Genomic DNA, 26,830 nt, shown 5'->3' with positions numbered 1-26,830 from the left:
CATATTTAGCTTTGGTCTGGTCTTTGCTTTTTTAGTTAAAAACAAAAATCATGGAAACTAATAAAAAAGAAAATCAAAAGAATTTATTTGGTAAAGAAGCAATCGATAAATTAAAAGATATTGCAACCAGTGCAGAAAACTGTTTCTTTTGTACCAGCATTAAAACCGGAATACCAATGTCCGTTAGGCCAATGTCCATTTTACAAGTTGATGATGAAGGTAACTTATGGTTTATGACTGGTAAAGACACTTACAAAAAAGAAGAAATAGAAGCAGACCCATTTACGCATCTTTTCTTTCAAGAAAATAAAAATTCTGGATTTTTAAATATTTACGGAATTACAGAATTTGTAGAGGACCAAAAAAAAGTAGATGAACTTTGGAATCCTTTATTAAAAGTTTGGTTTACTGAAGGTAAAGAAGACCCAACAATACTTTTATTAAAAGTAGTACCAACAAATGTTTATTATTGGGACAATAAACATGGTGATACGATTGCTTTTGCAAAAATGGTTACCTCTTTGGTAATTGGGAAAAGTATGGATGACAGTGTTGAAGGAAAATTAGAGTTTTAAATCAATAAAATTTATACTGGGCGGCTGTAAGAAACAGTTGCCCTTTTTTATGACTTTAGCGTTAGTCTGCCTAAATAATTATCATTTAGGTTTTGATAAACAACTTGCAATTCCCAACCGCATTCTAAAGCAACTTTCCTCATTTCAAACTCATCGATATAAAGCCAAGCAAACCATTCGCCTTTTTCTCCATTATATTCATATTGGTAATCAGTTTCTCCATAATAAGGGTCTGCAGATCTATCTAAATCTTCATATAGGTAGGAAACATCAGACGAATCAAAAAGTATTTGCCCATTAGGATGGAGTATGGTTTTAGCAAAATTTAAAAATATTTTTAAGTCATCAATATATCCAACAAAACCAATTCCGTTCATCATTAAAAGTAAAGTGTCAAATTTTTCTTCTCTGTAATTAAAAACATCCGCACCAACTACATTTTTAACACCTCTGATTCGCATAATTTCACAAGCACCTTCAGAAACATCAATTGCGGTAACATCAAAACCCTTATTTTGTAAAGCTAATGTATGATTTCCTGTACCTGCGCCTAAATCTAGAACTCTGCCTTTGCATAAATTTAGTGCAATGGTTTCTGCTTCTGGCATGGTACATTCATCCCTAAAAAACATTTCAATGGGATAGTCTTCTGCTTCGCCATAATGGTTATGCAATAAAAGTGCTATATCCTTTTTACCATTAAAACAATCTTTTAAAACGGTACCGTAAATATCTTTATTTATCATTATTTTGATTTTATAGAATGCTTTTGAGCGCTAATAATTTCTCCAAAACAGAGTTACAAATATCAATATTTTATAAAAACATCACTATAAGTTTATGCTTGGTATAGAATAAATAATTACCGAGTTTTTTAAATACCATTTGATCAGTTATTTTGTTGTTAAATTATTTGATATTTCAATTTAAATACTATCTTTAATTTATGGGAATTTGTTTAATTACAAAATAAACCAAACCTATTTTTCATAGTCAAAACTGACTGTTAACACACCATGTTTAAAAATTTTGTAAAATGCATAGTAATATTGCTGTGCTTAATAGCTAGTTTGAATTCGTTTGGGCAAGGCGCTTCAAATAAAGGCACCGAATTTTGGTTGGGCTATGGAAAGCATGTCAGTGTTGGTCAAATGGTTCTATATATAACTTCTGATGTTAATACTACAGCAACTGTAACTATTCCAGGTTTAGGTTTTACCCAAACAGTAACAATTACTGCTAACCAAGTTCAATTTGTAGATATTCCAACTTCTGCTCACTTAAATAATGATGGTCGATCACAAAATGCCATTCATGTCACCTCTCTTAAGCCAGTAATTGTTTACGCACATATTTATCAAAATTCTGTTTCTGGCGCTACTTTAGTGTTGCCTGTAAATACATTAGGTAAAGATTATTACTCTATCAATTACAAACAAGAATCTAACTCAACAAATTCTGTTTCTTGGTTTTTTGTAGTTGCTGTAGAAGATGATACTCAAGTAGAAATTACTCCCACAGCTGCAACACAAGGTGGTTGGGCAGCAAACTCCCAAAATATTATTTCTTTAAAGAAGGGAGAGATTTATAATGTTTTGGGAACATTTACAAATTTTGGTGGTACTTCTAGTGGTGGAGATTTAACTGGGTCTAGAATAAAATCAATATCTAGTAGTAATGGTACTTGTAAAAAAATAGCTGTTTTTTCTGGAAGCAGTAAGATTTCTATTAATTGTTTAAATTATAATTTTACTGGTGCAAATCCAGGTTCAGCAGACAATTTATTTCAGCAAGCTTACCCAACTTCAACATGGGGTAAAAGCTTTATTACTGTACCACATAAGGATAGAAATTTTGTAATTTATAGAGTAATTAAAAGCGACCCTACTGCTGTGGTTACTTTAAATGGGAGTATAATACCAAATTCAAGTTTTGTTAATAGTTTTTATTATCAGTTTGCAAGTCAAAGCGTGGATGAAATTAGTTCAGATAAACCTATTCAATTGGTTCAATATGCTGTAACTCAAAATAGAAGCATAACATGTACAAATAATGCTGGCGATGTTGGCGATCCAGAAATGATTTTCTTAAATCCGTTGGAGCAAACATTAACTCAAATTACAATGTACTCAACCCCGCGTTTTTCTATTACTAAACATTTTATAAATGTGGTGATAAAAAGTACTGGTGTTGCAAGTTTCAAATTAGATGGAGTTAATGTTGCAAATCAATTTTTATTAGTACCAAATAATCCTAGTTATTCTTATGCACAATTATCTGTTACAGAAGGTACTCATAACCTTTTATCTGATGAGGGTTTTAATGCTACCGCCTATGGTTTCGGAAATGCCGACTCTTATGGATACGCCGCTGGGGCTAATTTAACTGCTTTTGGTATAGACCCGGTTTTAAAGGGCAACACTTCTTCAAGTGTTCAAACTGGTTGTGTGGGTGTTGAGTATAGTTTAAATTTGAAACTTCCATATGAAGCCTCAGATATTCAATTTGACAATGGTGATGGTAGTGGTTTGAAATACATTACTCTGCAACCAATTTTACCTAATGAAGTTAAAGATGGTGTAACAATTTACAATTACTCGCTAATTTCCTCCATAACTTTTACAAAAGATTATACCTATAGTTATAAAATTAGAACAACTAAACCAACCGCTGATGCGTGTGGAACTGGAGACGAATTTGTATTTGATTTTATTATAAACCCTTTGCCTGTTGCAGATTTTAATTTAGCAGCCAAAGCTTGTTTAAATAATTTAATTAATTTTTCTACAATTGATATCCCAACCCAAACCATTACAGATTATTTATGGGATTTTAATGGCGAAGGACGACCATCAACTAACAAAAATGCTCAATATGCTTTTAATACATCTGGACTTAAAAGCATAAAGCTTTCAGTAAAATCTGCCGAAGGTTGCTGGTCTGATTTGGTGGTGAAGAATATTGAAATAGTTCCTTTACCGGTTGCCAACTTTTCTAACAATGCGATAACCTGCGTAAATAATCAAATTAATTTCACCAATCAATCTACCACAGTAGATGGTATTATGAAATACGATTGGGATTTTGGCGACCCAACTTCAACGGATAATATTTCTTTGTTAGAAAATCCATCACATACTTTTGTTGCTGTTGGAACTTATAACATTAAACTTATTGTTACCACTGATTTAGGCTGTGCAGACACCATAATCAAACAAATAACAATTAACCCTCTTTCAATTGTAGATTTTGAAACCCCAGATATTTGTTTAAGTGATGCTTCTGCATTGTTTACCAATAAAACCACAATAAGTGATAACTCTGCTTTAACTTATTTTTGGAATTTTGGTGATCCAGCTTCTGGAGCTAACAACACCTCAGCTTCACCAAACCCAACACATAAATACTCAGTGGCTAAAGATTATGATGTTACATTAACCGTAACAAGTGCCAAAGGCTGTATAACAACAATAACTAAAAAATTCACAGTTAATGGCAGTACACCAAAGGCTGATTTTATAGTTCAGAATGAAAGTGCTTTATGTAGCAACCAAACTGTAAATTTTACAGATAACTCTACGGTAGATTTTGGAGAAATCACTAAAATTGAATGGGTTTATGACAACTCAAATCCTGCGGTTAAAGAAATAGATAACAATCCTAATTTAAGAAGTTCAGCTGCAAAAAAAATATATACACATACTTATCCAACATTTTACAGTCCGGCGCAAAAAACTGTTAATGTTACCATGACAGCATATTCTGGTATTGAATGTTTAAATACTCAACCTAAATCAATCATTTTAAAAGCAATTCCAAAAGCAGATTTTACTTTACCTGATGGTTGCTTACCAAATGGAGAAGCATTATTTACTAATTTATCAACCTTTGTTGGTGCTAAACTGGGCTTAACTTATTTATGGGATTTTGGTGAAGGAAGCAATCAAACATCAAAAATTGAAAATCCAACTCATCAATACAGGGCAGCAGGAACTTATCAAGTAACCTTAACCGTTACCGCTGCCAATGGTTGTAGTGAAACGATAATAAAGCCATTTACTGTTAAAGGTGCCATTGCTAATACAAACTTTACAGTATTAAATAGCAATGGCTTGTGTAGTGATACTGAGGTTACTTTTGTTGATAATACCAACATCAGTTTTGGGCAATTAAATAAAGTAGAGTGGTTTTTTGATAACGATAATCAACCTAATAATGCTGCTTATAACCTCATAGATAATAATCCACCTGTAAGAAGTGAAATTCAAAAAACCTATATTTTTAAATACCCTGTTTTTAACACTCCGCTTGAAAGAATTATTAATGTAAAAATGAGAACCACTTCTGGCGATAATTGTGTAAGTGAAGTTATTAAATCAATTACTTTAAAAGCGGTACCAAATGTTGTTTTCAATACTTTAACTAATGTATGTGCCGAGGTTTTACCTTATAAAATTACACAAGCATCAGAAACAAGCGGAATGCTTGGTAACGGAGTTTACAGCGGTAAAGGCATTGCTGCCGATGGCTTGTTTTCTCCGGCAATGGCAGGAGTGGGGATACATCCCATTACTTATACTTTTACAGGAGAAAATAATTGTCAAACTGCAAAAACGCAAGACATTGAAGTTTATGAAACACCAAAACTTGATGCCGGAACAGACAAAGTAATTTTGTTAGGTGGAGAAATTCTTTTAGATGCAATTGCCGTTGGAAAAAATGTGAGTTATAAATGGACACCGTCAACTGGTTTAAATAGAGACGATGTATTAAACCCTATAGCATCCCCAGTAGAAGATATTACTTACACATTAACACTTAAAAGTGATGAGGGTTGTACCATTATTGACGAAGTTTTTGTACAAGTTTTAAAATTCCCTGAAATCCCAAATACTTTTACTCCAAATGGGGATGGTGTAAATGATACTTGGAACATTAAATATTTAAGTAGTTATCCAAATGCATCTATTAAAATTTTTAATAGGTATGGTAAAGAAGTTTTCAGGGCAAATGATTATACAACACCTTGGGATGGTAGATTAAACAATGAGTTTTTACCACAGGGCGTATATTATTATGTAATTACAGCAAAAGATGGCGAATTAAAATATAGCGGTTCTGTAACAATAGTAAAATAAATTGAACTGTTAAATTGGATAAAAAAGGAATATAATTTAATGAAGATAATTGCTGTTTTTTTAACTATTTATTTTACGTTTACTATTGGTTTAGATGCGCAGCAAAAACCCCAATACACGCAGTATATTCTTAATAATTACATTGTAAATCCTGCTTTAACGGGTATTGAAAGTTATATCGACGTAAAAGCAGCAACTCGCCAACAATGGACTGGTTTGCAAAACGCCCCAGAAACCAGTTATTTTACAGCTCACATGCCTTTAGGAAATACAAATGAATGGGGTGGTGCAACTTCATCTGGTATGGTAGGAGAAAACCCTTTGGGAATAAGCTATAAAACAGATTACAAAGCTTCTGACCCTCACCATGGTATTGGTATTATGGCGGTTATAGATAAAACAGGGCCAATTAGTACTACAACAGCAAATATAACCTACGCTTATCATTTGGGTTTAGCACCCAGAATAAATTTATCGGTAGGAGTTGGTGTAGGAATTAACAGAACCAGTTTAAATACTGCCGATATAACCTTAGATGACCCAAACGACGCGGCTATTATAAATAATGGTACAATCAACAAACTTAAACCTGATGTTAATTTAGGAATATGGCTTTATTCTGCAGAATTCTTTTTTGGTACATCTGTTCAGCAAATTTTACCTCAAACCATATCTTTTATTTATAATGCTAACGCTAATGCGGGTAAAACGGTACCTCATTATTTTGTCACCACTGGTTACAGGTTTTGGCTTAATGATGATATTACAGTTATCCCTTCTGTAATGTTAAAATATGTGAATCCAACGCCTTTATCAATAGATTTAAATACAAAAATTGCATTCAGAAATAAAGTTTGGATAGGAGGGGCCTACCGCAAAAACGATTCTTTTTCTGGGATGTTAGGCTTTAATTTAGGTTCGCTTTTAAATGTGGGCTACGCTTATGATTTTACAACATCAGCATTAAATACAGTATCAAACGGTTCGCATGAAATAGTTATTGGTTTAACATTAAACAACCGTTACCAAGTTACTTGCCCCAAAAATTTCTAATCAAAAAAATAAAAACTTCTTCTTTTATACTCTATAAAAAATAACGACCTTCATTTTTTTAGTTAAAAGAGTAAAATAATGTCTAAAAACAAAAACGAATATTCGTTTTGGAGTAAGTATAAACAGTTTGCAGGTAATGAAATTATGTTATATGTAATAATGATTGTTGGTATTATATTAGGCATTATCATATTTAGCTAGTTTTAAAATCAAAATCCAATTTATTTAACCCATAAAAATGAAACTCAATTTAAAACGTCCATTAGCATTTTTCGATTTAGAAGCCACGGGTATTAACGTAGCTTCGGATAGAATTGTCGAAATCTCTATTTTAAAAGCGATGCCTAATGGCGATGAGGAAGTTAAAACCCTTAAAATTAATCCAACAATTCCAATTCCTTTAGAAACATCTTTAATTCATGGTATTTATGATGAGGATATTAAAGATGCTCCAAAATTTAAAGAAGTAGCACAAGATATAGTTGAGTTTTTAGCCGATGCAGACTTGGCCGGATACAATTCAAATAAGTTTGATATCCCGATGTTAATGGAAGAATTTTTACGTGTTGGAGTTAATTTTGAAATTGACGATAGAAAATTTGTTGATGTACAAAATATTTTCCACCAAATGGAACAACGTACATTAAAAGCAGCGTACAAATTTTATTGTGGAAAAGATATTATTAATGCACACTCTGCCGAAGCAGATATTAAAGCAACTTACGAAGTTTTATTAGCTCAAATACAAAAATATGAAGGTAAAAACTTTGAAGATAAAAAAGGCAATGTTAGCCAGCCAGTGGTTAATGATGTTGAAGGCCTACACAATTTTACAAACCTAAATAAACCTGTTGATTTTGCGGGAAGAATGGTTTTTAATGATGATGATGTAGCCTGTTTTAATTTTGGAAAACACAAAGGTAAACCTGTTTTTGATGTTTTTGAGCAAGAGCCTAGCTATTATGCTTGGATGATGAATGGTGATTTTCCCCTCTATACTAAAAACAGGTTAGAAAAATATTGGAAAGCTTTTAAAGAGCAAAAAAATGAGGTAAAACAACAGGCACAAAAACCAAAAGAAGTTGTGAAAGCTGCAAATCCAAAACCTCAGCAACAAACTCATACCAAAAAGGAAGAAGATACATCACCTGCTGATGGAGATATGCTGCAAATGTTAGCTAATAAATTTAAAAAAATATAAGATGGTAATTCTTGAAAATGAACATTTAAAAGTTGCTATAAGTAGTCTTGGTGCACAGATTCATTCTATCAACGAAAAATTGGATGGCACAGAATATATGTGGCAAGCAAACCCAGCTGTTTGGCCTTTTCATGCACCAAATTTATTTCCCGTTGTTGGTGGTTTAAAAGACAATACTTTAAATGTTAATCAAAAACAATATACATTAGGTCGTCATGGTTTCGCTCGCACCAGTAATTTTAGAAGAATTGAGTCTGCACCACACCAAGCCATTTTTGAATTACGATATGACGAGGAAACTCTAAAAATTTACCCATATAAATTTGATTTTCAGGTCATTTACCATTTAGAGGGAAGAACCTTAAGAGTTTCTTATAAAGTAATTAATATGGATGAAGGCTCGATTTACTTCTCTGTTGGTGCCCACCCAGCATTTAATATTCCCTTAGCTGAAAATGATAATTTTGAAGATTATTATTTAGAATTTAATAAAGAGGAAAAATTGATAACACATAAATCTTCCACAAACGGCTTATTAAGTGGAGAAACTCTAGCAATTGCTACACCGAACCAGAAACTTTTTTTAACCAGAGATTTGTTTAAAGATGATGCATTGGTATTTAAAAATATTAAATCTCGTGAGGTTATATTAAAAAGTACTAAGCATAGTAAACAAGTGAAAGTGAGTTATCCGCATTTAACATTTTTAGGTATTTGGACCAAGGGAGATGCACCTTTTATTTGCATTGAACCTTGGTTGGGTTGTTCTGATACAGAAGGACCTGCAAAAGATATTTCAGAAAAAGAAGGTATTCAAATGTTAAAACATGGGCATGTTTTTGAAACAGATTATTCTATAACTGTTTAAATAAAACTAATTAAAACTAAAAGACTGCAATTTCTATTTTAAAATTGCAGTCTTTTTTTACTTTAAATTTTATTTAAGTTATTAAGCTAGTAATATGGTAATTAATGTTTTAATATTAACTTATTTTAGTTCTCTTATCACTTTAGCTGGGTTTCCAACTGCCATACTATTATCAGGAACATCTTTGGTAACCACACTTCCGGCACCAATAACGCAATTGTTTCCAATGTTTACACCTGGTAAAATAATTGAATTTCCCCCAATCCAACAATTATCTCCAATAGTTACAGGTTTAGAAAATTCTAAAGTTTTACGAGTTTCAGCATCTAATGGGTGCGAAGCAGCATAAATTTGAACACCTGGGCCAAATAAAACATGCGAACCAATATTTATTTTCATGGTATCTAAAACCACGCAGTTTACATTAAAATATACATTATCGCCACAATTGATATTATAACCATAATCACAATGGAAAGGCGGCTCTACGTAAAAGTTTTTACCAGTATTTGGTATTAATTCTTTTAAAATAGTTTTAGCAGTTTTAGTTACTAAATATTCTGTAACATTAATTTGTCTAAGCAATCTTTTTGCATGTCTTCTTTCTTTTAAAAGTTCCTCGTCTGCTGCTAAATACATCTCGCCAGCAAGCATTTTTTCTTTTTCAGATTTCATTTTCTTAAGAATAAAAAAACGGAAAAAGGGTTGCTTTTTCCGTTTAAAATTTATGTTAATATTTTTAATTAATCTTTTCTTCCACCAAAAATAGAGAAACTTACATAACGTTGAGGGTTTGATTTTACGTCAATCATTAAATTATCTAAATTCTTTGCAGAGTTATTAAGGTTGTCATAAAGCTTCTGATCGTTTAATAATAAAGCAATAGAACCTGTTCCGCTGTTTATTTTGTTAACACTAGTTTGTAATTCCATTACTGCTTTATTGGCGTTATCAATGGTAGTTTTAATATCTGTGTTAGCTAACTGAGTAGAAAAAGAATCCATGTTTTTTAACATTGAGGTAATCTTTTCATTGTTGTTTTTTAAATTATTAGAAATTGACTCTGCATTAGCTAAAATAACATCAATTCTTCTTGCTTGAATACCTACAGCACCATCTACGGTTTTAGATGTAGATTCTAAAGTTTCTAAAGTACGGGCAATGCTGGTAAAGCTTCTATTTATATTTTTCTGAAAATCTGGGTTTAAAATTAAATTTACAGATGTTAAAACAGAATCTAATCTTGAAACAATCATTTGAGCCTTTTTTTGTACAGGTTCAACTTGTTCCATAATATTGGCTTGTACATTAGCATTTAATGTGTCACCATCAATCGCATATTTTAAGCTATTACCTAAATCAAAAACTACAGCCTTACTTCCTAGTAAATCAGTACTTTCAAGCCTTGCTATGGTATTACTTGGAATTTGATACTTAGGGTCAACTTTAAATTGCACTAAAATTTGACCATTTGCTTGTAATATTAATGAAGACACTCGGCCAATTTGGTAACCATTTACCAACACAGGTTTTGAGATGGCTAAACCATCAACTTTATCATACTTGGCGTAAAACTCGTTCTCACTAGAGAAAACATCGTTTCCTTTTAAAAAGTTATAACCAATTATGAAAATAGCAATAGCAATTGAAGCTAATATGCCAACTTTGGTTTCGTTAGAAATTTTCAAATCTTTAAATTTTAATAATTAATTTTTTTTAGTTCTCAACCATTTTTTTGTAGTTCACAATTGCATTCACAATGTTACCTACAATTTCATTTTGTCCCTCTTCAGAATTCATGTATTTTTCTTCCTCTGGGTTACTGATAAAGCCAATTTCCGTTAATATTGCAGGCATTCCAGCTCTTTGTAAAACGGCCAATCCTTGTTCTTTAACGCCTCTATCAACTCTACCAGATTTTTTGTATTCTTCCTGCACTAATGATGCCAATCTAATGCTTTGATCTCTGAAAGCATTTTTCATTAAAGAAAAAATAATATAACTTTCTGGGTCATTAGGGTCAAAACCGTCATAATTACTTTTATAATCCTTTTCTAAAAGAACAGACGCATTTTCTCTTACCGCAGCATCTTGCTCAGCTAATCTGTTAAAACCAGCAACAAAAGTTTCAGTTCCTCTTGTAACGGGGTTAGGTATGCTCCTATAATAAGCTTTACCATTAACAACGTAACGCTGTCTTATTAAAGGCATTGAATTACAATGTATAGAAATAAAAATATCTGCCTTTTCTTTGTTTGCTAAATTAATCCTTTCATATAATTTAACAAAAACATCTGTTTTTCTGGTGTAAACAACTCTTACGTCAGGTAGTCTTTCTTCAATTGTTTTTCCTAATCTTAAAGCAACTTCAAGTGCAACATTTTTTTCTTTAGACATTGCACCATGGGTAGATCCATCTTCCCCTCCATGTCCAGCATCTATAACAATTGTTTTTATTTTAGTAGATGTTGATAAATAATTCTCATTAATGTCTGATTTTAAAGAGCTAAATACAAAAAAAGTAAAACTTGTTAGTATTAAACATTTAATAAACCTTTTGGATGTTGTAATTTTCATTAATTTTGGACGTTTTTGATAAACTTGCTTGCAAAAATATTATTCTTTTTTGATTTTGAAATTTACCTATATATTTTTTACTTGTGCTTTACTATTTGTAAACATTGTTTCAAAAGCAAATGTATTATACCAGCAAGATACAATAAAAAATATAGCAGTTGCAGATAGTACAATTACTCCTAAAACGGATACTTTAAAGAAAAATTCTAAGAAAGGTGAAATAACAGACGTAATTAAAGCAGTAGCTTCTGATTCCTCTTTTTACGATGTAAAAAACAATATGATGTATTTGTATGGTAATGGTAGAATTACATACGGAGACAAAGAAATTGATGCAGGTTATATAAAGATAAATTATAAAGACAATACCATATTTGCAAAAGGAATAACAGATTCTTTAGGTCGTTTTTCTGGCTTACCTATTTTTAAAGATCCATCACAAGGTGCACTTACCGCCGATTCTGTTTTCTATAATTTTAAAACCTCGAAAGGTAAAATATTTCAAGTGTACTCTGAACAAGACGGTGGCTATATTACCGGTGGAAAAATAAAAAAGCAAGTAAATAATGAGGTTCACTTAAAAGATGTAACTTATTCTACTTGTAATTTGCCATCTCCACATCAACATTTTGGTATCATTATTACAAAAGGTATTGCAACAGAAAACCAGATAGTAACTGGGCCAGCTTATATGGTTATTGAAGATGTTCCTTTGCCATTTATAATTCCATTTGGCTTTTTCCCTAAACCAAATAAAAGAGCATCGGGTATTTTGTTACCACAAGTTGGTGAAGACCCAACATTAGGGTTTTTCTTAAGAGATTTCGGCTATTACATCGGTTTAAACGACTTTTGGGATTTAACATTAAAGGGCGGTGTTTTTTCAAAAGGATCTTATGAAGCAAATGTTGCCAGTAGGTACACTAAAAGGTATAAGTATAATGGAAATATTTTCTTTTCTTATTCATCACGTAAGTTTGGGGTAGAAGGCACAGAAGAATTTGAAAATCCAACAAAAGATTTCCAGATAAGATGGTCACATACTCAAAATGCAAATGCCCGCCCAGGTACTAATTTTGGTGCTTCTGTAAATGCAAGTACAAGAGGAGCTTTTAGAAATTTACCCGGTTCTAGCTATCAGCAAATTGTGCAAAATCAATTAAGCTCTAGTATATCTTACAGTAAAAACTGGGCAAACTCTCCATTTAGTTTAAGTACAGCTTTAACCCATAGTCAAGATTTAACATCTGGTTTAGTATCATTAAACTTACCAAGTTTAAATTTTAGCATGACAACTTTAAACCCATTTGACTCTAAAGATAGAATTGGAGAGCAAAAGTGGTTTCAAAGAATTGCAGTAGGTTATGCTTTGCAAGCAGATAATCAATTAAATACAATAGATTCTTTGCTTTTTAGAAGTGAAAGTTTAAGCAAAGTAAGAAGTGGAGTTCAACATAATATTCCCATTTCTATGTCGTCAAAAGTTTTGAAATACTTTCAGTTTAGCCAAAATATAAACTACAGCGAAAAATGGTATTTTCAAACCATTAGAAAAAGCTATTTAGCAAGGCCAACACCAACTGGTACTATAGATTCTATCGCTATTGATACCATTCCAGGTTTTAGAAGAGCATCCGAATATAGTGTAGGTGGTAGCTTAAATACCAAAATTTACGGTATTGTTAATTTTAAGAAAGGTAACTTAATGGCTATAAGGCATGTGCTAACACCAAATGTTGGTTTTTCTTATCGTCCAGATTTTGGGCAGGCTAAATATGGGTATTATGACAGCTTGCAAAGCAATCAATTTGGTGCAAGAACGGCTTATTCTATTTTTGAAAACAGTTTGTACGGAGGGCCAGGTAATGGTAAAAGTGCAGCCATTAATTTTGGTTTAGAAAATAACATAGAAATTAAGGTTAGAGATTCTAAAGACACCACAAACAACGGTGTTAAAAAAATTCCTATTCTTCAAGGTTTATCTATAAATGGTTCCTATAATTTTGTTGCTGATAGTTTAAAACTGTCTCAGCTAAGTTTTGGAGGACGAACATTTTTTACAGAAAAGTTAGGAGTTAGCTTTTCTGGGTCATTAAATCCTTATGTTTTTTTAACTGAAATAGAAAGCGGACGAGTTATTGGAAGAAATATTGATAGATATACCTGGCAGGATGGTAAGTTACCAACGCTAACAAATTTCAACTTTTCTTTTGATTATAGCTTAAATTCTAACTCTTTAGGTAAAAACAATAAAAGTAACAACCCACCCGGGAATGATAACAGTGATTTGTTTAACAGAGTAAACAGCCAACAGGCAGCACAGTTACAACAAATTAATAGAAATGCAAACGCATTTGTGGATTTTAGTATTCCGTGGAATTTAAGTTTTTTCTATAATTTTAATTATTCTAACTCTGGCCTAACAAAAGCACTCATTCAAACGTTAAGTGCTAACGGAGATTTTAATTTAACACCAAAATGGAAAGTACAGTTTAACACAGGTTATGATTTTAACAACAAAGCTATTAGTTTAACATCATTTTCTATTTACAGAGATTTACATTGCTGGGATATGTCTGTGAGTTGGATACCTTTTGGACCATTTCAAAGTTACAGTGTAGATTTAAGAGTGAAGTCTTCTATTTTACAAGATTTAAAATTAAGCAAAAGAAGAAATTTCTATAATCAGTTTTAACATGTTAGCAGAATTAATTACCATTGGCGATGAGATTTTAATAGGTCAAATTGTTGATACCAACTCGGCCTGGATGGCCGCCGAACTCAATAAAATAGGCATAAAAATAAAACAGATAAGTTCTGTTTCTGATGATGTAAGCCACATAGTTGAAGCTTTGCAAGAAGCTGAAAAGAGAGCTGATATCATTTTAATTACCGGTGGTTTAGGACCAACAAAAGATGATATTACAAAAAAAACTTTAGCTAAATATTTTAATTGCGATGAGTTTGTAATGCATAAACCTACTTTGGCAATTGTAGAAGGTATTTTTGCAAAGTACAATGCACCTTTATTAGCTGTGAATATACAGCAAGCAATGGTGCCTACTTGTTGCAAAGTAATACTAAACCCGCAAGGTACTGCGCCAGCAATGCTTTTTAAAAAAGCCGATAAAATTTTTATTTCTATGCCAGGCGTACCTTATGAGATGAAGAATATCATGTCGAGTTCTGTTATTCCTTTGATACAAGAAAAATATAATTTACCAGCTGTTTATCATCAAACTATTTTAACAGCAGGTGTCGGCGAATCTTTTTTAGCTGAAAAATTAGAGGCTATAGAGGATAGTTTACCGGCTTATATAAAGTTGGCTTACTTACCAAAATTAGGCTCAGTGCGTTTAAGATTAAGCACTTTAGAACACGCATCACCACAAATTATTGAAGAAGTTAAAGCTTATACTCAAAAAATAATTGATACCATTCCAAATCATTGGGTGGCAAAAGAAGATTTACCCATAGAAAAGGTGATTTTAAATTTAATGGAAAGTAAGGGTTTAACGCTATCTGTTGCAGAGAGTTGCACTGGTGGTGCAGTAGCTAAAATGTTAACGCAACATACGGGCAGTTCATCAGTTTTTATGGGTGGTGGTGTAGTTTATTCTAATGGATTAAAAATAAAGCTACTGGACGTAAAGCCTGAAACTTTAGAAAACTTTGGTGCCGTTAGTGAACCAACGATTGAAGAAATGGCTAGGGGAGCAATTAAGAATTTTGAGACAGATTATAGTATTGCGGTAAGTGGTATTGCTGGGCCAAGTGGCGGCACTTTAGAAAAACCTGTTGGTACAGTTTGGATAGCAGTTGCAAATAAAGAAAAAACCGTTGCTAAGAAATTTACTTTTGGTAATAAACGTACTCAAAACATAGAAAGATCTGTAATGGCAGCTTTTACCATGCTGTTTAGATTATTGAAAGAAAATACAGAAGCTGCTTCATAATTAGGTGGTTTTTTTACCTATTTATTTTTTTTACTTTATCAATTTCTTTATGTTTTAGTAAAACAATCTCTAATTTTAATCATTATTTTTACAAACATCAGTTAGCAGTTTATTAAGGTAAACTGCATTATATTGTTAAATTTGTTTAAATCACATAAAAAAATTTATGGCTCAATACGAACTATTATTACCTAAAATGGGGGAAAGTGTTGCAGAAGCAACAATTATAAGATGGGAAAAAAATATTGGAGACACCATTAATATTGATGATACCATTTTAGAAATAGCTACTGATAAGGTAGATTCTGAAGTTCCTTCTCCGGTAACAGGTAAGTTAGTTAAACAACTTTTTCAAGAAAATGATGTAGCGCAAGTTGGCGATGTAATAGCGATTATAGAAATTGAAGGTGCCGAAGAACAAGCTAAAGAAGTTGCATCTGATGTTACCGAACCAGAAATTGCAGTAGATGAAGTGCCTTTTGTGCCAGAAGAAAAAACTGAAAAAGTTGAAAATAAATCAACTGATTTTAGTACTTCCGAAAAATTTTACTCGCCTTTGGTTAAAAGCATTGCACAACAAGAAGGTATAAGTGTAACAGAACTTGATAATATTACTGGAAGTGGGAGCGAAGGCCGAGTAACTAAAGATGATTTATTCGGTTACATAGCGTCAAAAACTGGAATAAATTCTTCAGCAAAAGCAACTGAGCAAACTCCAAATTCCGAAAAAACAGTATCAGCACCAGCAGCACCAATTATAGCGGCAGAACCAATAAAAAAACCAGCTATTACCACAAGCGGTGCCGATGAGATTATTGAAATGGACAGAATGCGTAAGCTAATAGCCGAGCACATGGTTCATAGCAAGCATACAGCAGCACATGTAACTTCTTTTGTTGAAGCCGATGTTACCAATATGGTTTTATGGCGTAATAAAGTTAAAAACGCTTTCGAAAAAAGAGAAGGAGAAAAAATCACCTTTACTCCAATTTTCGTAGAGGCTGTAGCTAAAGCAATTAAGGATATGCCAATGATTAATGTTTCTGTTAGCGGAACACAAATTATCAAAAAGAAAAATATAAATATTGGTATGGCAGCAGCTTTACCAAGTGGTAATTTAATTGTACCAGTAATAAAAAGTGCTGACCAGTTAAATTTAGTTGGTTTAACAAAAAGTGTAAATGATTTAGCTAACAGGGCCAGAATAAATAAGTTACAACCAGATGAAATACAAGGTGGTACTTTTACTTTAACTAATGTTGGTACTTTTGGCAATATAATGGGCACACCAATTATTAATCAACCGCAGGTTGCTGTTTTGGCTGTTGGTGCTATAAAAAAGAAAGTAGCAGTATTAGAAACAGAACTTGGAGATGTAATTGCGATTAGACACATGATGTTCCTTTCTTTATCTTATGACCATAGAGTTGTTGACGGTGCTTTAGGTGGTACTTTTGTTAAAAGAGTAGCTGATTATTTAGAAGCTTGGGATATTAATAGAGAAATTTAAATATCCATAAAAAAATTGGGGTTGATTTTTTAAAATCAACCCCAATTTTTTATTCCTTAAGAAATATTAGTTTTCTTTTGGTTTAGCATTTTGAGCCTTCATCTCTGCCATTTTAGCTTTTTGTTCTTCTGTTAATGTTGCTTTAACAACATCGTTAAATTTTTTGTTTACAGCTTTCATTTTTTCAGCATCAGGTTTGTTTCCTTCACCTGCAACTAATTTTAAAGCATCTGTAGCTTTAATTTTCTCTACGTTGGCGTCATAAATTTTAGTTTTTTGCTCAGCAGTTAACGTAAGATTGGTATCCATTGTTTCTGTAGTTTTTTTAGCTCTGTCTTCTGCTGATTTTTGTTGCGCAAAACTTGTTGCACTTACAGCTACTAATAGCGCAATTGATAAAAGATATTTTTTCATCTTATTTTTTAGTTTATATCGTTATGATTAATTAATATTTAAAAGGTTTAATGAAAAAAACATTAATTTTTATCGTGTTGTAATTGGCTAATTGATCTTTGCATTTGCGCCATCATAGAAGTTAAGCTTTCCATGGTTGGTTCTGGTGTTGGTTGTGGTAATTCTGTAGAAATAAAAGCTTTTGCTTTCCATATTTCCAAAATTTCATCAGCATTTACATAATAAGGATCATAAACTTGATTATCTGAAACTAGTTTTAGTCCTTTATCCTGCTTAATTTTAGAACCTATCCTTTTATATACAACGCCATCATTATTACTAATTACAATTGCTGTTTCGCCAACTTTTAAATCGTTCCAATTTTCTACATACTCAGATATAATAATAGCACCAGAAGGCAGTGGTAACATAGAGTCGCCTTTTATTTCAAAAGCCCTGTAAGTACCTTGGTTAAACATAGGTAAAGAAAATTTAGGTAAAGCGGCTACAAATTCTGGGTCGCTATAACCATTTAAATAACCCGCACTTGCTTTTACCGGTACTAATTCTATATTCTCGTTGTCGTCTTTATCAACAGTTATACTTAAAACTCTTACGTTAGAAGCATCGCCCTTTGGCTTAGGTTTCCAGTTGGCGTCAATTTTTTCGTTTATTAAATCATCTATACTCAATTCAAAAAAATCGGCAAATTTCTTTAAAAGCTCATACTTAGGGTCCGCTCGCTCTTCTTCATAAGCGCCAACTAAAGATCTTTTAATTTCCATTACGTCAGCAAATTGCTGTTGTGTATAGCCTTTTTTCTTTCTTAAGTATTTAATGTTTTCGGATATTTTTCCCATTTCAAAAAAATTATTTGTTTTTACTAAAATTATTAGTATTTTTATGCTCATAAAATTAGTAAAATATTTTTAATTAAATGAAATGATTTTTAAATCATTTTTTATTGTTGCGAAAAAGAGCAGGTTATTAACAAATAAAAGAAAAGCAAAAGATGAAAAAGTACATATTTATAGTTACAGATAGAAACAGAAATAACTTGCATGTAGGCTTAAGTGCGGATATTTTGAAAACCATGGATTTTTATAAAAAAATGCCAAGCCTTTGTTTTGATAATAGCAATCAGCTTACTCGTTTAGTTTATTTTGAAGAATTAAAAGATGAAGCAAGTGCATCTATCCGTTTTAATTTAATTAACAGTTTTACACGTCGCCAAAAAGAAAAGGTTGTAAGAGCAGTTAATACTGATTGGACAGATTTAACAATGGCTTTAAAGCATGAACATATCATACCAAACGTACGTTTATCACAACATGTTTTAAGCTTTGCGTCTTAATTATAATTTTTATTTTGTTAAATTATTAGCATCTGTCTTAATTATTTAGCTGAGAGCTTAATAAAAAAATATTTTTTTTCTTAAAAATTGATCTTTTATTTAGGTTCAAATTTTCTATATGTTTACTTTGCATTATAATATAGAAAATGAAAAAACCTTTTTAGATGAAGCCTTTTAAATTATTGCTCTTTTTTATAGGCCTCCTTACTTCCTTTCAATTCACTTATGCCCAAAATGTAACTAATGAGGGTTCCGAATTTTGGGTGTGTTTTCCAGACCATGTTCCGTCAAATGGAAATTTAGCCACTATGTCTTTGTTTATTACTTCCAAAAGTAATTCCAGCGGTGTTGTTTCATGTGGTACTTATTCAGAAAGTTTTACTGTACAAGCCAATACTGTAAAAGAAATTTTTGTTCCTCGTAATTTTTCATTTTTAGGCACTGGCACTAAAACATCCATTAATAAAGGAATAAAAGTGAAGGTAGATGATGGAAAACCTAAAGTTGTAGTTTATGCCCATGTTTTTGCAGGTTTTAGATCGGCTGCTACATTAGTTTTGCCTTATGAAGCTTTAGGAAGAAAGCATTTTGCTTTTTCTTATGATCAACAACCTAGTGGCAATGGCGCATTTTCGCAGTTTAATGTTATTGCTGTTGAAGATAATACGAAAATCAATATTACTCCAGTTATTAATGGAACTTTGCAAGCAAAGTTTTCTGTAACACTGGCCAAAAAGGGCGATGTTTATCAATACCAAAACCCACAAGACGTAACTGGTTCATTGATAGAAGTGGATTCATTAACTTCTGGTTGTAAACGTATTGCAGCTTTTTCAGGAAGTACTGCATTAGTTTTAGGCACTCCAACTTGTGATGTTTTAACATCCGGACAGATTACTTTAGACCCGCTTTTACAACAACTTTACCCAATTGACAGTTGGGGTAATGTTTTTTCTTTAGTACCATTTTTTAACAGAAATACTGGGAGTATTTTTAGAATTATTGCATCAGAAAATAATACTACTGTTAATGTAGGTGGTGTAAATGTAGTTTTAAACTCTGGCCAGTTTTATACTACAGCACCTATTACTGCTGTTTCTATCATCAAATCAGATAAACCAATATCTGTTGCTCAATACGCTTTGTCGCAGGTTTGTTCTGATAGTAGAAACTTAATCCCTAACGGACAACCCATTGTAGGAGACCCAGATATGGTAATTCTTAACCCCTTAGAGTATAGTATTGATAAAATAACGCTTTATTCGTCATCTAAATTAGACATTACAGAGCAGTATTTAAATATAACTATTCCTACCTCTAAAGCTTCAAGTTTTACAATAAACAATAATAGTTTTGCCAGTTCTTTTAATCCAATACCAAATTCTCCTACTTATTCTTACGCACAAATTCAGTTAAATAATTTAGGGGGTTCTAATTTTAGTTTAGCCGCCGATACAGGTTTTAATGCAATTGCTTACGGCTTTGGTCAGGTAGAATCTTACGCTTATTCTGCGGGAACAAGTCTTGCCTCTACTACTATTGTTACCGCTTTAAAAACAGGCACAAGTGATGCAATTTCTACAGCTTGTATTGATGGCAAGTTTGATTTTAAGCTGCTTTTGCCATATATCCCAACTAAATTGGTTTGGAAAATAGATGCTGCCAAACCAGATATTGTACAGAATAGTCCAACATATACTGAAGTAGTAGTTAATAACAAAGTTTTATACGAGTTTAAATTATTAGCAAATTTACAATTTGCCACCAGCGGTGTTAAACCTATTAAAATTACAGTTTCGTTACCAGTAAATTCTGGCGTATGTTCTACTGTTGATGAAGAAATTATCAACTACAGTTTTGAAGTGATTGATTTACCTGACGCAAATTTTACAGCTGTAGATAAGGTTTGTATTACAAAGCCAATTCAGTTTAATTACGTTGAAAAAAACATAGGTGCAACTGTTAAATCGTGGCTTTGGGACTTTGGTGATGGCAAAACTTCTACTTTAAAAGATCCTTCTCATACCTACGCTGCTATAGGTATTTATAAAGTTAAACTTTTGCTTCAAAGTGAATTGGGTTGTAATTCTTTTGCATTCGAAAAATCAGTTGAAGTAATTAAGCCTTTTGTTCCAAATTATGAAATACTAAGTTCTTTATGTGCTAATACTAATATTGCATTTGTTGATAAATCTACATCTACAGATGGTACAAAATCATGGTTATGGGATTTTGGTGATGGCACAACTTCAACACTTCAAAACCCAGCACATTTATTTACTAAAAGTGGAACTTATAATGTGAGTTTATTACTTACTTCAAATATTGGTTGTACAGATTTAATTTCTAAAGCAATAAAAATTTACGACCCAGCGCAAATTAACTTTGCTGACCCTGGTTCTTGTATTAATGATTTGGTGAAATTTAACGCCGAGGTAATATCAGGCACTGTAAGTTCTTGGCTTTGGGATTTTGGAGATGGAAGTAATGATATAATTGAAAAAGTAAAGCAAAACCCACAACATAGATATTTAAGTACAGGGACTTATAATGTGAAGCTACAAGCTACATCAACAGAAGGATGTGTTACCACATTAACTAAAACCATAAAAATAAGTGGTTCAAACCCAAAAGTTAGTTTTGATGTTTTAGATAAAAATAATTTATGTAGCAATACTGAGGTAAGTTTCAGAAACACATCAACTATTGTTTTTGGAGAAATTGTGAAATTAGAAATTATCTATGAAAACAGTACAGGCACAAGCCCAATTGTGTTTACAGATAATGCGCCAACGTTTGGTAAAATCTATTCCCATAAATACCCAGCCTCAGCAGTCGATAAAAATTATCAAATGGTATTTAGGGCTTATTCTGGGCAACTTTGTTTTCAAGAATCTCCACCGGTTACCATTACAGTAAATGGAAGCCCGCAATTGCAATTTACTAAAGTGCCAAATGTTTGTTTAAATGCACCAAAATTTTTATTAACAGCCGCAAAAGAAATAAATGGTATTGCTGGTACAACAAAATTTGAAGGAAAAGGAGTAAGTGGAAATTATTTTGACCCAGAAATTGCTGGTGTAGGTAGTCACTTAATCACATTTACATTTATATCTAATAAAGGCTGCCAAGACAGTATAAAAAGCACCATAACGGTGGTTGATATTCCTAAACTTGAGATTGGAGAAGATTTGAATATTTTGCTGGTTGGAGAGAAGCAATTAAACCCAATAATTGTTGGTTCTCAATTGAAATATAAATGGACGCCCTCAATTGGTTTAAGTAATGATAGCATCCCAAATCCAATTGCATCACCTAAAGAAACTACTAAATATACCTTAACATTAACTTCAAAAGAAGGTTGTATGGTAGCAGACGAGGTAAATGTTATAGTTCATGTGGATCCTTTTATTCCAAATGTGTTTTCGCCAAATAACGACGGTATTAACGATATGTGGTCTATTAAATACTTGGAAACATTTGTAAATGCTACCATCAAAATATTTAATAGGTATGGGCAGCAAGTATTTTTTGCACAACAGTATAACACTCCTTGGGATGGTAAATTTAAAAGTAATGATGTGCCAGTAGGTGTTTACTATTATATTATTGAACCAAATAACGGCCGTAATAGGTACACAGGTTCTGTAACCTTGCTAAGGTAGTATGAAGAGATTTTTATTTATAGCTTTTATGCTACTTAGCACATTTGTTTTTGCACAACAAAGGCCGCATTATTCTCAATATTTTCAAAATTACGACATTATAAACCCAGCAGTTACCGGAATGTATAGGGCCGTAAACGTAAAAATGGGGTTTAGAAACCAATGGCTTGGTGTTAAAGATGCGCCAAAAACTGGTTACCTTACAGTACATACACCTTTAAATTTAGATGGGAGTATTTTAACAGCAGGTTCTGCAGATTATGGTATTGAAGAACCTTACACTAGGTCAGATAAAGACAGTTATATGTCTTCGGATAATCATCATGGAATAGGTTTTACTGCACTTAATGATGAAACCGGCCCCATCAATAGAACCACCTTAAATTTAACTTATGCTTACCATTTAATGCTTGGCGATTTAGCAAACCTTTCTTTTGGTTTAGGAGCAGGTGTAAGTAGAATAGGACTAAATACCGATGTTTTAATGTTTGAAGACCCAAATGACCCTGTTGTAACCACCGGACAAATTATTAATTGGACACCTGATATTAACTTAGGGATTTATCTTTATGGTTCTCAGTTTTTTGTGGGCGCTTCTATGCAACAGGTTTTAAAAACAAAGCTAAATTTTAACGATTTAACAGATCAAGGAGCTGGTGTGCCTCATTATTTTGTAACTGGGGGTTATCGTTTTTTTATTGGGGAAGATGTTTCTGTAATACCATCTTTAATGTTAAAGTATGTAGATCCGCTACCAAAAGCATTAGATGTGAATTTAAAAGTTGCCTTTAGAAATAATTTTTGGATAGGAAGTTCTTACAGGAAAAAAGATGCAGTAGCATTTTTAGTTGGCTTTACCGTTAATAAAATGTTTGATGTTGGATATGCATATGATAGTAGTATTTCGAGTATAAAAACAATTAACACAGGCTCGCATGAGTTTGTTTTAGGAATTAAGTTTTAAGCGTATTTTGTTGGGTTGGGTTTAACAAAATGAGATTTAGTTTTGCTCTTTCTATAGATCGGTTTCAGTATCTATTCATAATTTTTGTTTATTACTATTTTAAGTAAAATTTTAAACTTATCCATGTATTACTAACTGTGTATGTTTTGCAGACAGATTACGCATAAAGTAATTGTAAGTCCAACTTTAAAAATATTCATGCTTAAGATTCAAATACTATCAAGAATTAAAATTTCAACATCTAAAAAAACATTTTAAACCAAATTGTTTTTTGGCACTATTACTGGATATATGATTCTATAAACTAAAAAAAATAAAAAATGGATAAGCTAAAAAAGTTTGAATTAATGGAGAAAATAGGTAGAGAATTGGAGGATTTAAAACATAGCCAAACTGCTGTAATCCAGAAAATAGGCAAAATTGAAGTTGATAATATGGAGCTGAATAATAAAAAATTAGAGGATAAATTGGGCATTATGCATCAAAATGCTGCTGAAATTTTAGATTCTATTGCTACCGTTTTTGAAAACTTTGAAGAAGTAAAAAATACTTTTGAAGGCAAAAATGATATTGCTGGCTTAAGAGAGCAAGAAGCAATAGATAATTTAAAATAATTGATTTAATGGAAAGAAATTATTTTTCTTTCCATTTTTTTTCTAATTCACTTATAGATTTACTGAGCTCTTTGGTAAATGCATCTAAGTCTGTCACTGATTTAGTAATGTAACCAACAATTTTAATGATTTCTTCACTAGTTTGAGGTGTTTCTAATATCATTGCTAAACCTATAATATTAGCTACAGGTTGCCTCACTTTATGAGAGGTTATAAAAGTAACTTCTTCTAAATCCTTAATGTGGTCTCTTAAATAATTCTCAACTTTTTCAAGTTCTTTATTAGCCAACACTAATTCTGCCGCTCTTTTTTCTTTTTCTTCGTTTTGAAATGCTAATTCTTTATTAGCTATAACTAATTCTGCCGCTCTTTGCTCTTTTTCTTCGTTTTGAAATGCTAATTCCTTATTTGCAATAATTAATTCTGCTGCTCTTTTTTCTTTTTCTTGATTTTGGTAAGCAAGCTCTTTATTAGCGATAATTAATTCTATTGCTCTTTTTTCTTTTTCTTGATTTTGAAAAGCGAGTTCCTCATTGGCAATTAACAATTCTATAGCCTTTTTTTCTTTTTGTTGATTTTGAAAAGCCAGCTCTTCATTAGCAATAACTAATTCTGCTGCTCTTTTTTCCTTTTCTTTATTTTGAAAAGCTAATTCTTTATTTGCAATAACTAATTCGGCAGCTCTTTTTTCTTTTTCTTCATTTTGGAATGAAAGCTCTTGGTTGGCAATAAGCAACTCTAACTGGGTTTTCTTTTTCTCTCTTTTTTGATATTGAATTTGTTGGTCGGCAATAGCTAATTCAAGCGATTGCTTTTGCCTTTCGTGATTTTGAAATGCAAATTCTGGTTGTGTAATAGTTATCGTCTTTTGTTCTTCCGGTTTCTTCATGTTGATATTTTAATTCCCAAATAATTAAACAAACCAAATCAACAATTCAAAATCCTACTCAAAGTTTGTAGCTACAATATACAATTTTTAAATATATCCTGTAATTTAAGTTAAATATTTTTCCCTTTCATTGCTTGCGCTACCGCAACGTCCATTAATCGCTCCGCAAACGGACGAGTATATTCGTTCAATTTATCAATACCATCTAAAATTTCGTCTTTTACATTATTTGTAATTGCGGCTTTTAAATTGGCCAGCAATAATAATGTTTCTTCAGTTTCGGTAACGTTTAAATAATTGCCATTTTTATTAATAAAACGTTCAACAGTATAAACCATTTGTTCGCCTTCGGTTTTTGCCTCCACTATCATACGTTGTGCAACATCGTCTTTTGCGTAAGTTACAGCATCTAATAACATTTGTTCAACTTCTTCATCCATTAAGCCGTAAGTTGGTTTTACATCAACCTCTTGCTTAACTCCCGAACGTAATTCTACAGCCTGTATTCTTAAAATACCATCAGCATTTAGCAAAAAATTAATATCTATTTTAGGTAAACCTGCTGGCATTGATGGTATTCCTTTAAGTTCAAATTCGGCAAGTTTCCTGTTTTCTTTTACCAAATCTCTCTCGCCTTGGTAAACTGCAATTTTCATATTTACTTGCCCATCTACAGAGGTAGTGTATTGCCTACCAGCTTTGGTTGGTACTTTTGAGTTTCGTGGGATAATGGTATCCATTAAACCACCCATTGTTTCAATCCCTAAAGAAAGAGGGGTTACGTCTAACAATAAAATATCTTGTCTGTTTCCGGACAAAACATCTGCTTGTAAGGCAGCACCTAAAGCAACTACTTCATCAGGATTAATAGTATCATTTACAGTCTTTTCAAAAAACTCACTTACTTTTTGTTTTACCAATGCAGTACGTGTAGAACCACCAACCATTATTACTTCGTCTATATCTGATACATTTAATTGGGCATCTTTTAAAGCATTTTGGCAAGCAGTAATGGTTTCTTGTAGTTTATCATTTATTAAACTCTCAAAAGTTTGTTTGTCTATACTACAAAAAATATCGCCAATTTTCTCGTTAAACAAATTCTGATGAGATAGCGCTTTTTTAGCTTCTTCGGCCTTTAAACGCAGTTCTTGCATCGGTATATCACCTTCAAGCTTATTTTGTGATATCCAATAATCAACAATGGCTTTGTCAAAATCATCGCCACCTAAAAATGTATTTCCGTTGGTAGCCAAAACTTCAAAAATTCCGTTTTCTATCTTTAAAATAGAAACGTCAAAAGTTCCCCCGCCTAAATCGTAAACTGCAATTGTTTTTTCTTCTTCTGGGTTTAAACCTATGCCATAAGCTAAAGCTGCCGCGGTGGGTTCGTTTACTATTCGTAAAATATCTAAACCTGCTAATTTGCCCGCATCTCTTGTGGCTTGTCGTTGCGAATCGTTAAAATAAGCTGGTACAGTAATTACAGCTCTGTTAATATTGGTTTTAAGGGCATGTTCTGCTCTGGATTTTAACTCTTTTAAAATAAGTGCCGATAAATCTATTGGGGTGTAAAACGAATCGCCGACTTTAATTTTCACTAAACTTTCGTCATTAGCATCGTCTATAATTTTATATGAAAAATAATTTTGATGATTTGCAACGTCATTGTAAGAACGACCTAGTAATCTTTTTACAGAAAAAATAGTGTTATGAGGATCAGAGATTAAGAAATCTTTGGCCTCATTACCAACAATAACCTCTTGGTTTTGGTTAAAATGAACGATAGATGGTACTAAAACTCCTTTACCCGTATCGTTAATTACCTTTGGTTGTCCTTTAGGGTCTATAAATGCCACTAATGAATTAGTTGTACCTAAATCTATCCCTACTATTATATCTTCTTTTTGTAAAGAACCTGTTGCCAGGTTTATTGAAACTTTTGCCATAACCTTGTAACAACAAATGTAAGATGTTTTGTGTGATAGAATGTTAAAAAAATGTCATTCAAAAGAAAATGTACGTTGCTTTCTTTAATAAACTGCTATTTTTGTAGCTCAATTATGATTAATT

Annotated in this window: 20 protein-coding genes; 12 read left to right on the top strand and 8 right to left on the bottom strand. The window is 32.2% G+C overall.

What is annotated here, in order from left to right:
• Nucleotides 1–50 precede the first annotated feature (50 nt).
• Entirely contained in the window at nucleotides 51–575 is a 525-nt protein-coding gene (locus ACFSSE_RS11190; RefSeq protein ID WP_379047740.1) for a pyridoxamine 5'-phosphate oxidase family protein, read from the top strand.
• Nucleotides 576–622: 47 nt separating this feature from the next.
• Here the strand turns inward: ACFSSE_RS11190 and ACFSSE_RS11185 are convergent, their stop codons facing one another.
• On the bottom strand, nucleotides 623–1,321 hold the full coding sequence (locus ACFSSE_RS11185; RefSeq protein ID WP_379047743.1) for a class I SAM-dependent methyltransferase: 699 nt from the start codon (nucleotides 1,319–1,321) through the stop codon (nucleotides 623–625).
• A gap of 270 nt (nucleotides 1,322–1,591) precedes the next feature.
• Between ACFSSE_RS11185 and ACFSSE_RS11180 the strand changes: the two genes are divergently transcribed.
• The 4 genes from ACFSSE_RS11180 to ACFSSE_RS11165 all read left to right on the top strand — a co-directional run bounded on the left by ACFSSE_RS11180 (nucleotide 1,592) and on the right by ACFSSE_RS11165 (nucleotide 8,835).
• Nucleotides 1,592–5,713, top strand: a complete 4,122-nt coding sequence (locus ACFSSE_RS11180) for a PKD domain-containing protein (protein WP_379100909.1) — start codon at nucleotides 1,592–1,594, stop codon at nucleotides 5,711–5,713.
• Nucleotides 5,714–5,752: 39 nt separating this feature from the next.
• Nucleotides 5,753–6,766, top strand: a complete 1,014-nt coding sequence (locus ACFSSE_RS11175; protein WP_379047747.1) for a PorP/SprF family type IX secretion system membrane protein — start codon at nucleotides 5,753–5,755, stop codon at nucleotides 6,764–6,766.
• Nucleotides 6,767–7,004: 238 nt separating this feature from the next.
• Nucleotides 7,005–7,967 (top strand): exonuclease domain-containing protein, encoded by a 963-nt coding sequence (locus ACFSSE_RS11170; RefSeq protein ID WP_379047750.1) that lies wholly within the window; start codon nucleotides 7,005–7,007, stop codon nucleotides 7,965–7,967.
• Nucleotide 7,968: 1 nt separating this feature from the next.
• Nucleotides 7,969–8,835, top strand: coding sequence for an aldose 1-epimerase family protein (locus ACFSSE_RS11165; RefSeq protein ID WP_379047753.1), 867 nt, complete (start codon nucleotides 7,969–7,971; stop codon nucleotides 8,833–8,835).
• Nucleotides 8,836–8,955: 120 nt separating this feature from the next.
• Here the strand turns inward: ACFSSE_RS11165 and ACFSSE_RS11160 are convergent, their stop codons facing one another.
• The 3 genes from ACFSSE_RS11160 to ACFSSE_RS11150 form a co-directional block, all read right to left on the bottom strand.
• Nucleotides 8,956–9,510, bottom strand: a complete 555-nt coding sequence (locus tag ACFSSE_RS11160) for a sugar O-acetyltransferase (RefSeq protein WP_379047756.1) — start codon at nucleotides 9,508–9,510, stop codon at nucleotides 8,956–8,958.
• Nucleotides 9,511–9,578: 68 nt separating this feature from the next.
• A complete protein-coding gene (locus ACFSSE_RS11155) occupies nucleotides 9,579–10,523 on the bottom strand; it encodes an MlaD family protein (RefSeq protein ID WP_379047759.1) in 945 nt (314 codons plus the stop codon).
• Between the two features lie 28 nt (nucleotides 10,524–10,551).
• A complete protein-coding gene (locus ACFSSE_RS11150) occupies nucleotides 10,552–11,412 on the bottom strand; it encodes an N-acetylmuramoyl-L-alanine amidase family protein (protein ID WP_379047762.1) in 861 nt (286 codons plus the stop codon).
• Between the two features lie 55 nt (nucleotides 11,413–11,467).
• Here ACFSSE_RS11150 and ACFSSE_RS11145 point away from each other — a divergent pair, with 55 nt between their 5' ends.
• From ACFSSE_RS11145 to ACFSSE_RS11135, 3 genes are all read left to right on the top strand, one after another.
• Nucleotides 11,468–14,107: a putative LPS assembly protein LptD gene (locus ACFSSE_RS11145; RefSeq protein WP_379047765.1), complete on the top strand. Its 2,640-nt coding sequence runs from the start codon at nucleotides 11,468–11,470 to the stop codon at nucleotides 14,105–14,107.
• Nucleotide 14,108: 1 nt separating this feature from the next.
• Nucleotides 14,109–15,368 carry a competence/damage-inducible protein A gene (locus ACFSSE_RS11140; RefSeq protein ID WP_379047768.1) on the top strand — a complete coding sequence of 420 codons (1,260 nt, stop codon included), beginning with the start codon at nucleotides 14,109–14,111 and terminating at the stop codon, nucleotides 15,366–15,368.
• 166 nt (nucleotides 15,369–15,534) lie between these two features.
• Nucleotides 15,535–16,878, top strand: a complete 1,344-nt coding sequence (locus tag ACFSSE_RS11135; RefSeq protein WP_379047771.1) for a dihydrolipoamide acetyltransferase family protein — start codon at nucleotides 15,535–15,537, stop codon at nucleotides 16,876–16,878.
• A gap of 66 nt (nucleotides 16,879–16,944) precedes the next feature.
• Here ACFSSE_RS11135 and ACFSSE_RS11130 read toward each other — a convergent pair whose 3' ends face one another.
• Nucleotides 16,945–17,292, bottom strand: coding sequence for a hypothetical protein (locus tag ACFSSE_RS11130; RefSeq protein ID WP_379047774.1), 348 nt, complete (start codon nucleotides 17,290–17,292; stop codon nucleotides 16,945–16,947).
• Between the two features lie 62 nt (nucleotides 17,293–17,354).
• A complete protein-coding gene (locus ACFSSE_RS11125) occupies nucleotides 17,355–18,131 on the bottom strand; it encodes a helix-turn-helix domain-containing protein (protein WP_379047777.1) in 777 nt (258 codons plus the stop codon).
• 152 nt (nucleotides 18,132–18,283) lie between these two features.
• On the opposite strand from ACFSSE_RS11125, the gene ACFSSE_RS11120 reads away from it, so the two are divergent.
• From ACFSSE_RS11120 to ACFSSE_RS11105, 4 genes are all read left to right on the top strand, one after another.
• The gene (locus tag ACFSSE_RS11120) at nucleotides 18,284–18,625 is read left to right on the top strand and encodes a GIY-YIG nuclease family protein (protein ID WP_379047780.1); all 342 of its coding nucleotides are present in this window, start codon (nucleotides 18,284–18,286) and stop codon (nucleotides 18,623–18,625) included.
• A 164-nt stretch (nucleotides 18,626–18,789) separates the two neighbouring features.
• Nucleotides 18,790–22,290, top strand: coding sequence for a PKD domain-containing protein (locus tag ACFSSE_RS11115; RefSeq protein WP_379047783.1), 3,501 nt, complete (start codon nucleotides 18,790–18,792; stop codon nucleotides 22,288–22,290).
• Between the two features lies 1 nt (nucleotide 22,291).
• Nucleotides 22,292–23,254 (top strand): PorP/SprF family type IX secretion system membrane protein, encoded by a 963-nt coding sequence (locus ACFSSE_RS11110; protein WP_379047786.1) that lies wholly within the window; start codon nucleotides 22,292–22,294, stop codon nucleotides 23,252–23,254.
• 320 nt (nucleotides 23,255–23,574) lie between these two features.
• Entirely contained in the window at nucleotides 23,575–23,868 is a 294-nt protein-coding gene (locus ACFSSE_RS11105) for a hypothetical protein (RefSeq protein ID WP_379047789.1), read from the top strand.
• A gap of 19 nt (nucleotides 23,869–23,887) precedes the next feature.
• On the opposite strand, the gene ACFSSE_RS11100 is transcribed toward ACFSSE_RS11105, so the two are convergent.
• The gene (locus ACFSSE_RS11100; protein ID WP_379047792.1) at nucleotides 23,888–24,604 is read right to left on the bottom strand and encodes a diguanylate cyclase; all 717 of its coding nucleotides are present in this window, start codon (nucleotides 24,602–24,604) and stop codon (nucleotides 23,888–23,890) included.
• Between the two features lie 263 nt (nucleotides 24,605–24,867).
• Nucleotides 24,868–26,706 carry a Fe-S protein assembly chaperone HscA gene (gene hscA, locus ACFSSE_RS11095; protein ID WP_379047795.1) on the bottom strand — a complete coding sequence of 613 codons (1,839 nt, stop codon included), beginning with the start codon at nucleotides 26,704–26,706 and terminating at the stop codon, nucleotides 24,868–24,870.
• Between the last annotated feature and the right edge of the window lie 124 nt (nucleotides 26,707–26,830).

Origin of the sequence: Pedobacter alpinus, assembly GCF_042684645.1 — a bacterium.
GTDB classification, from domain to species: Bacteria; Bacteroidota; Bacteroidia; order Sphingobacteriales; family Sphingobacteriaceae; genus Pseudopedobacter; species Pseudopedobacter alpinus.
Note: the sequence above shows the minus strand (reverse complement) of the source record. Positions and strands in the feature narration are given on the sequence as shown.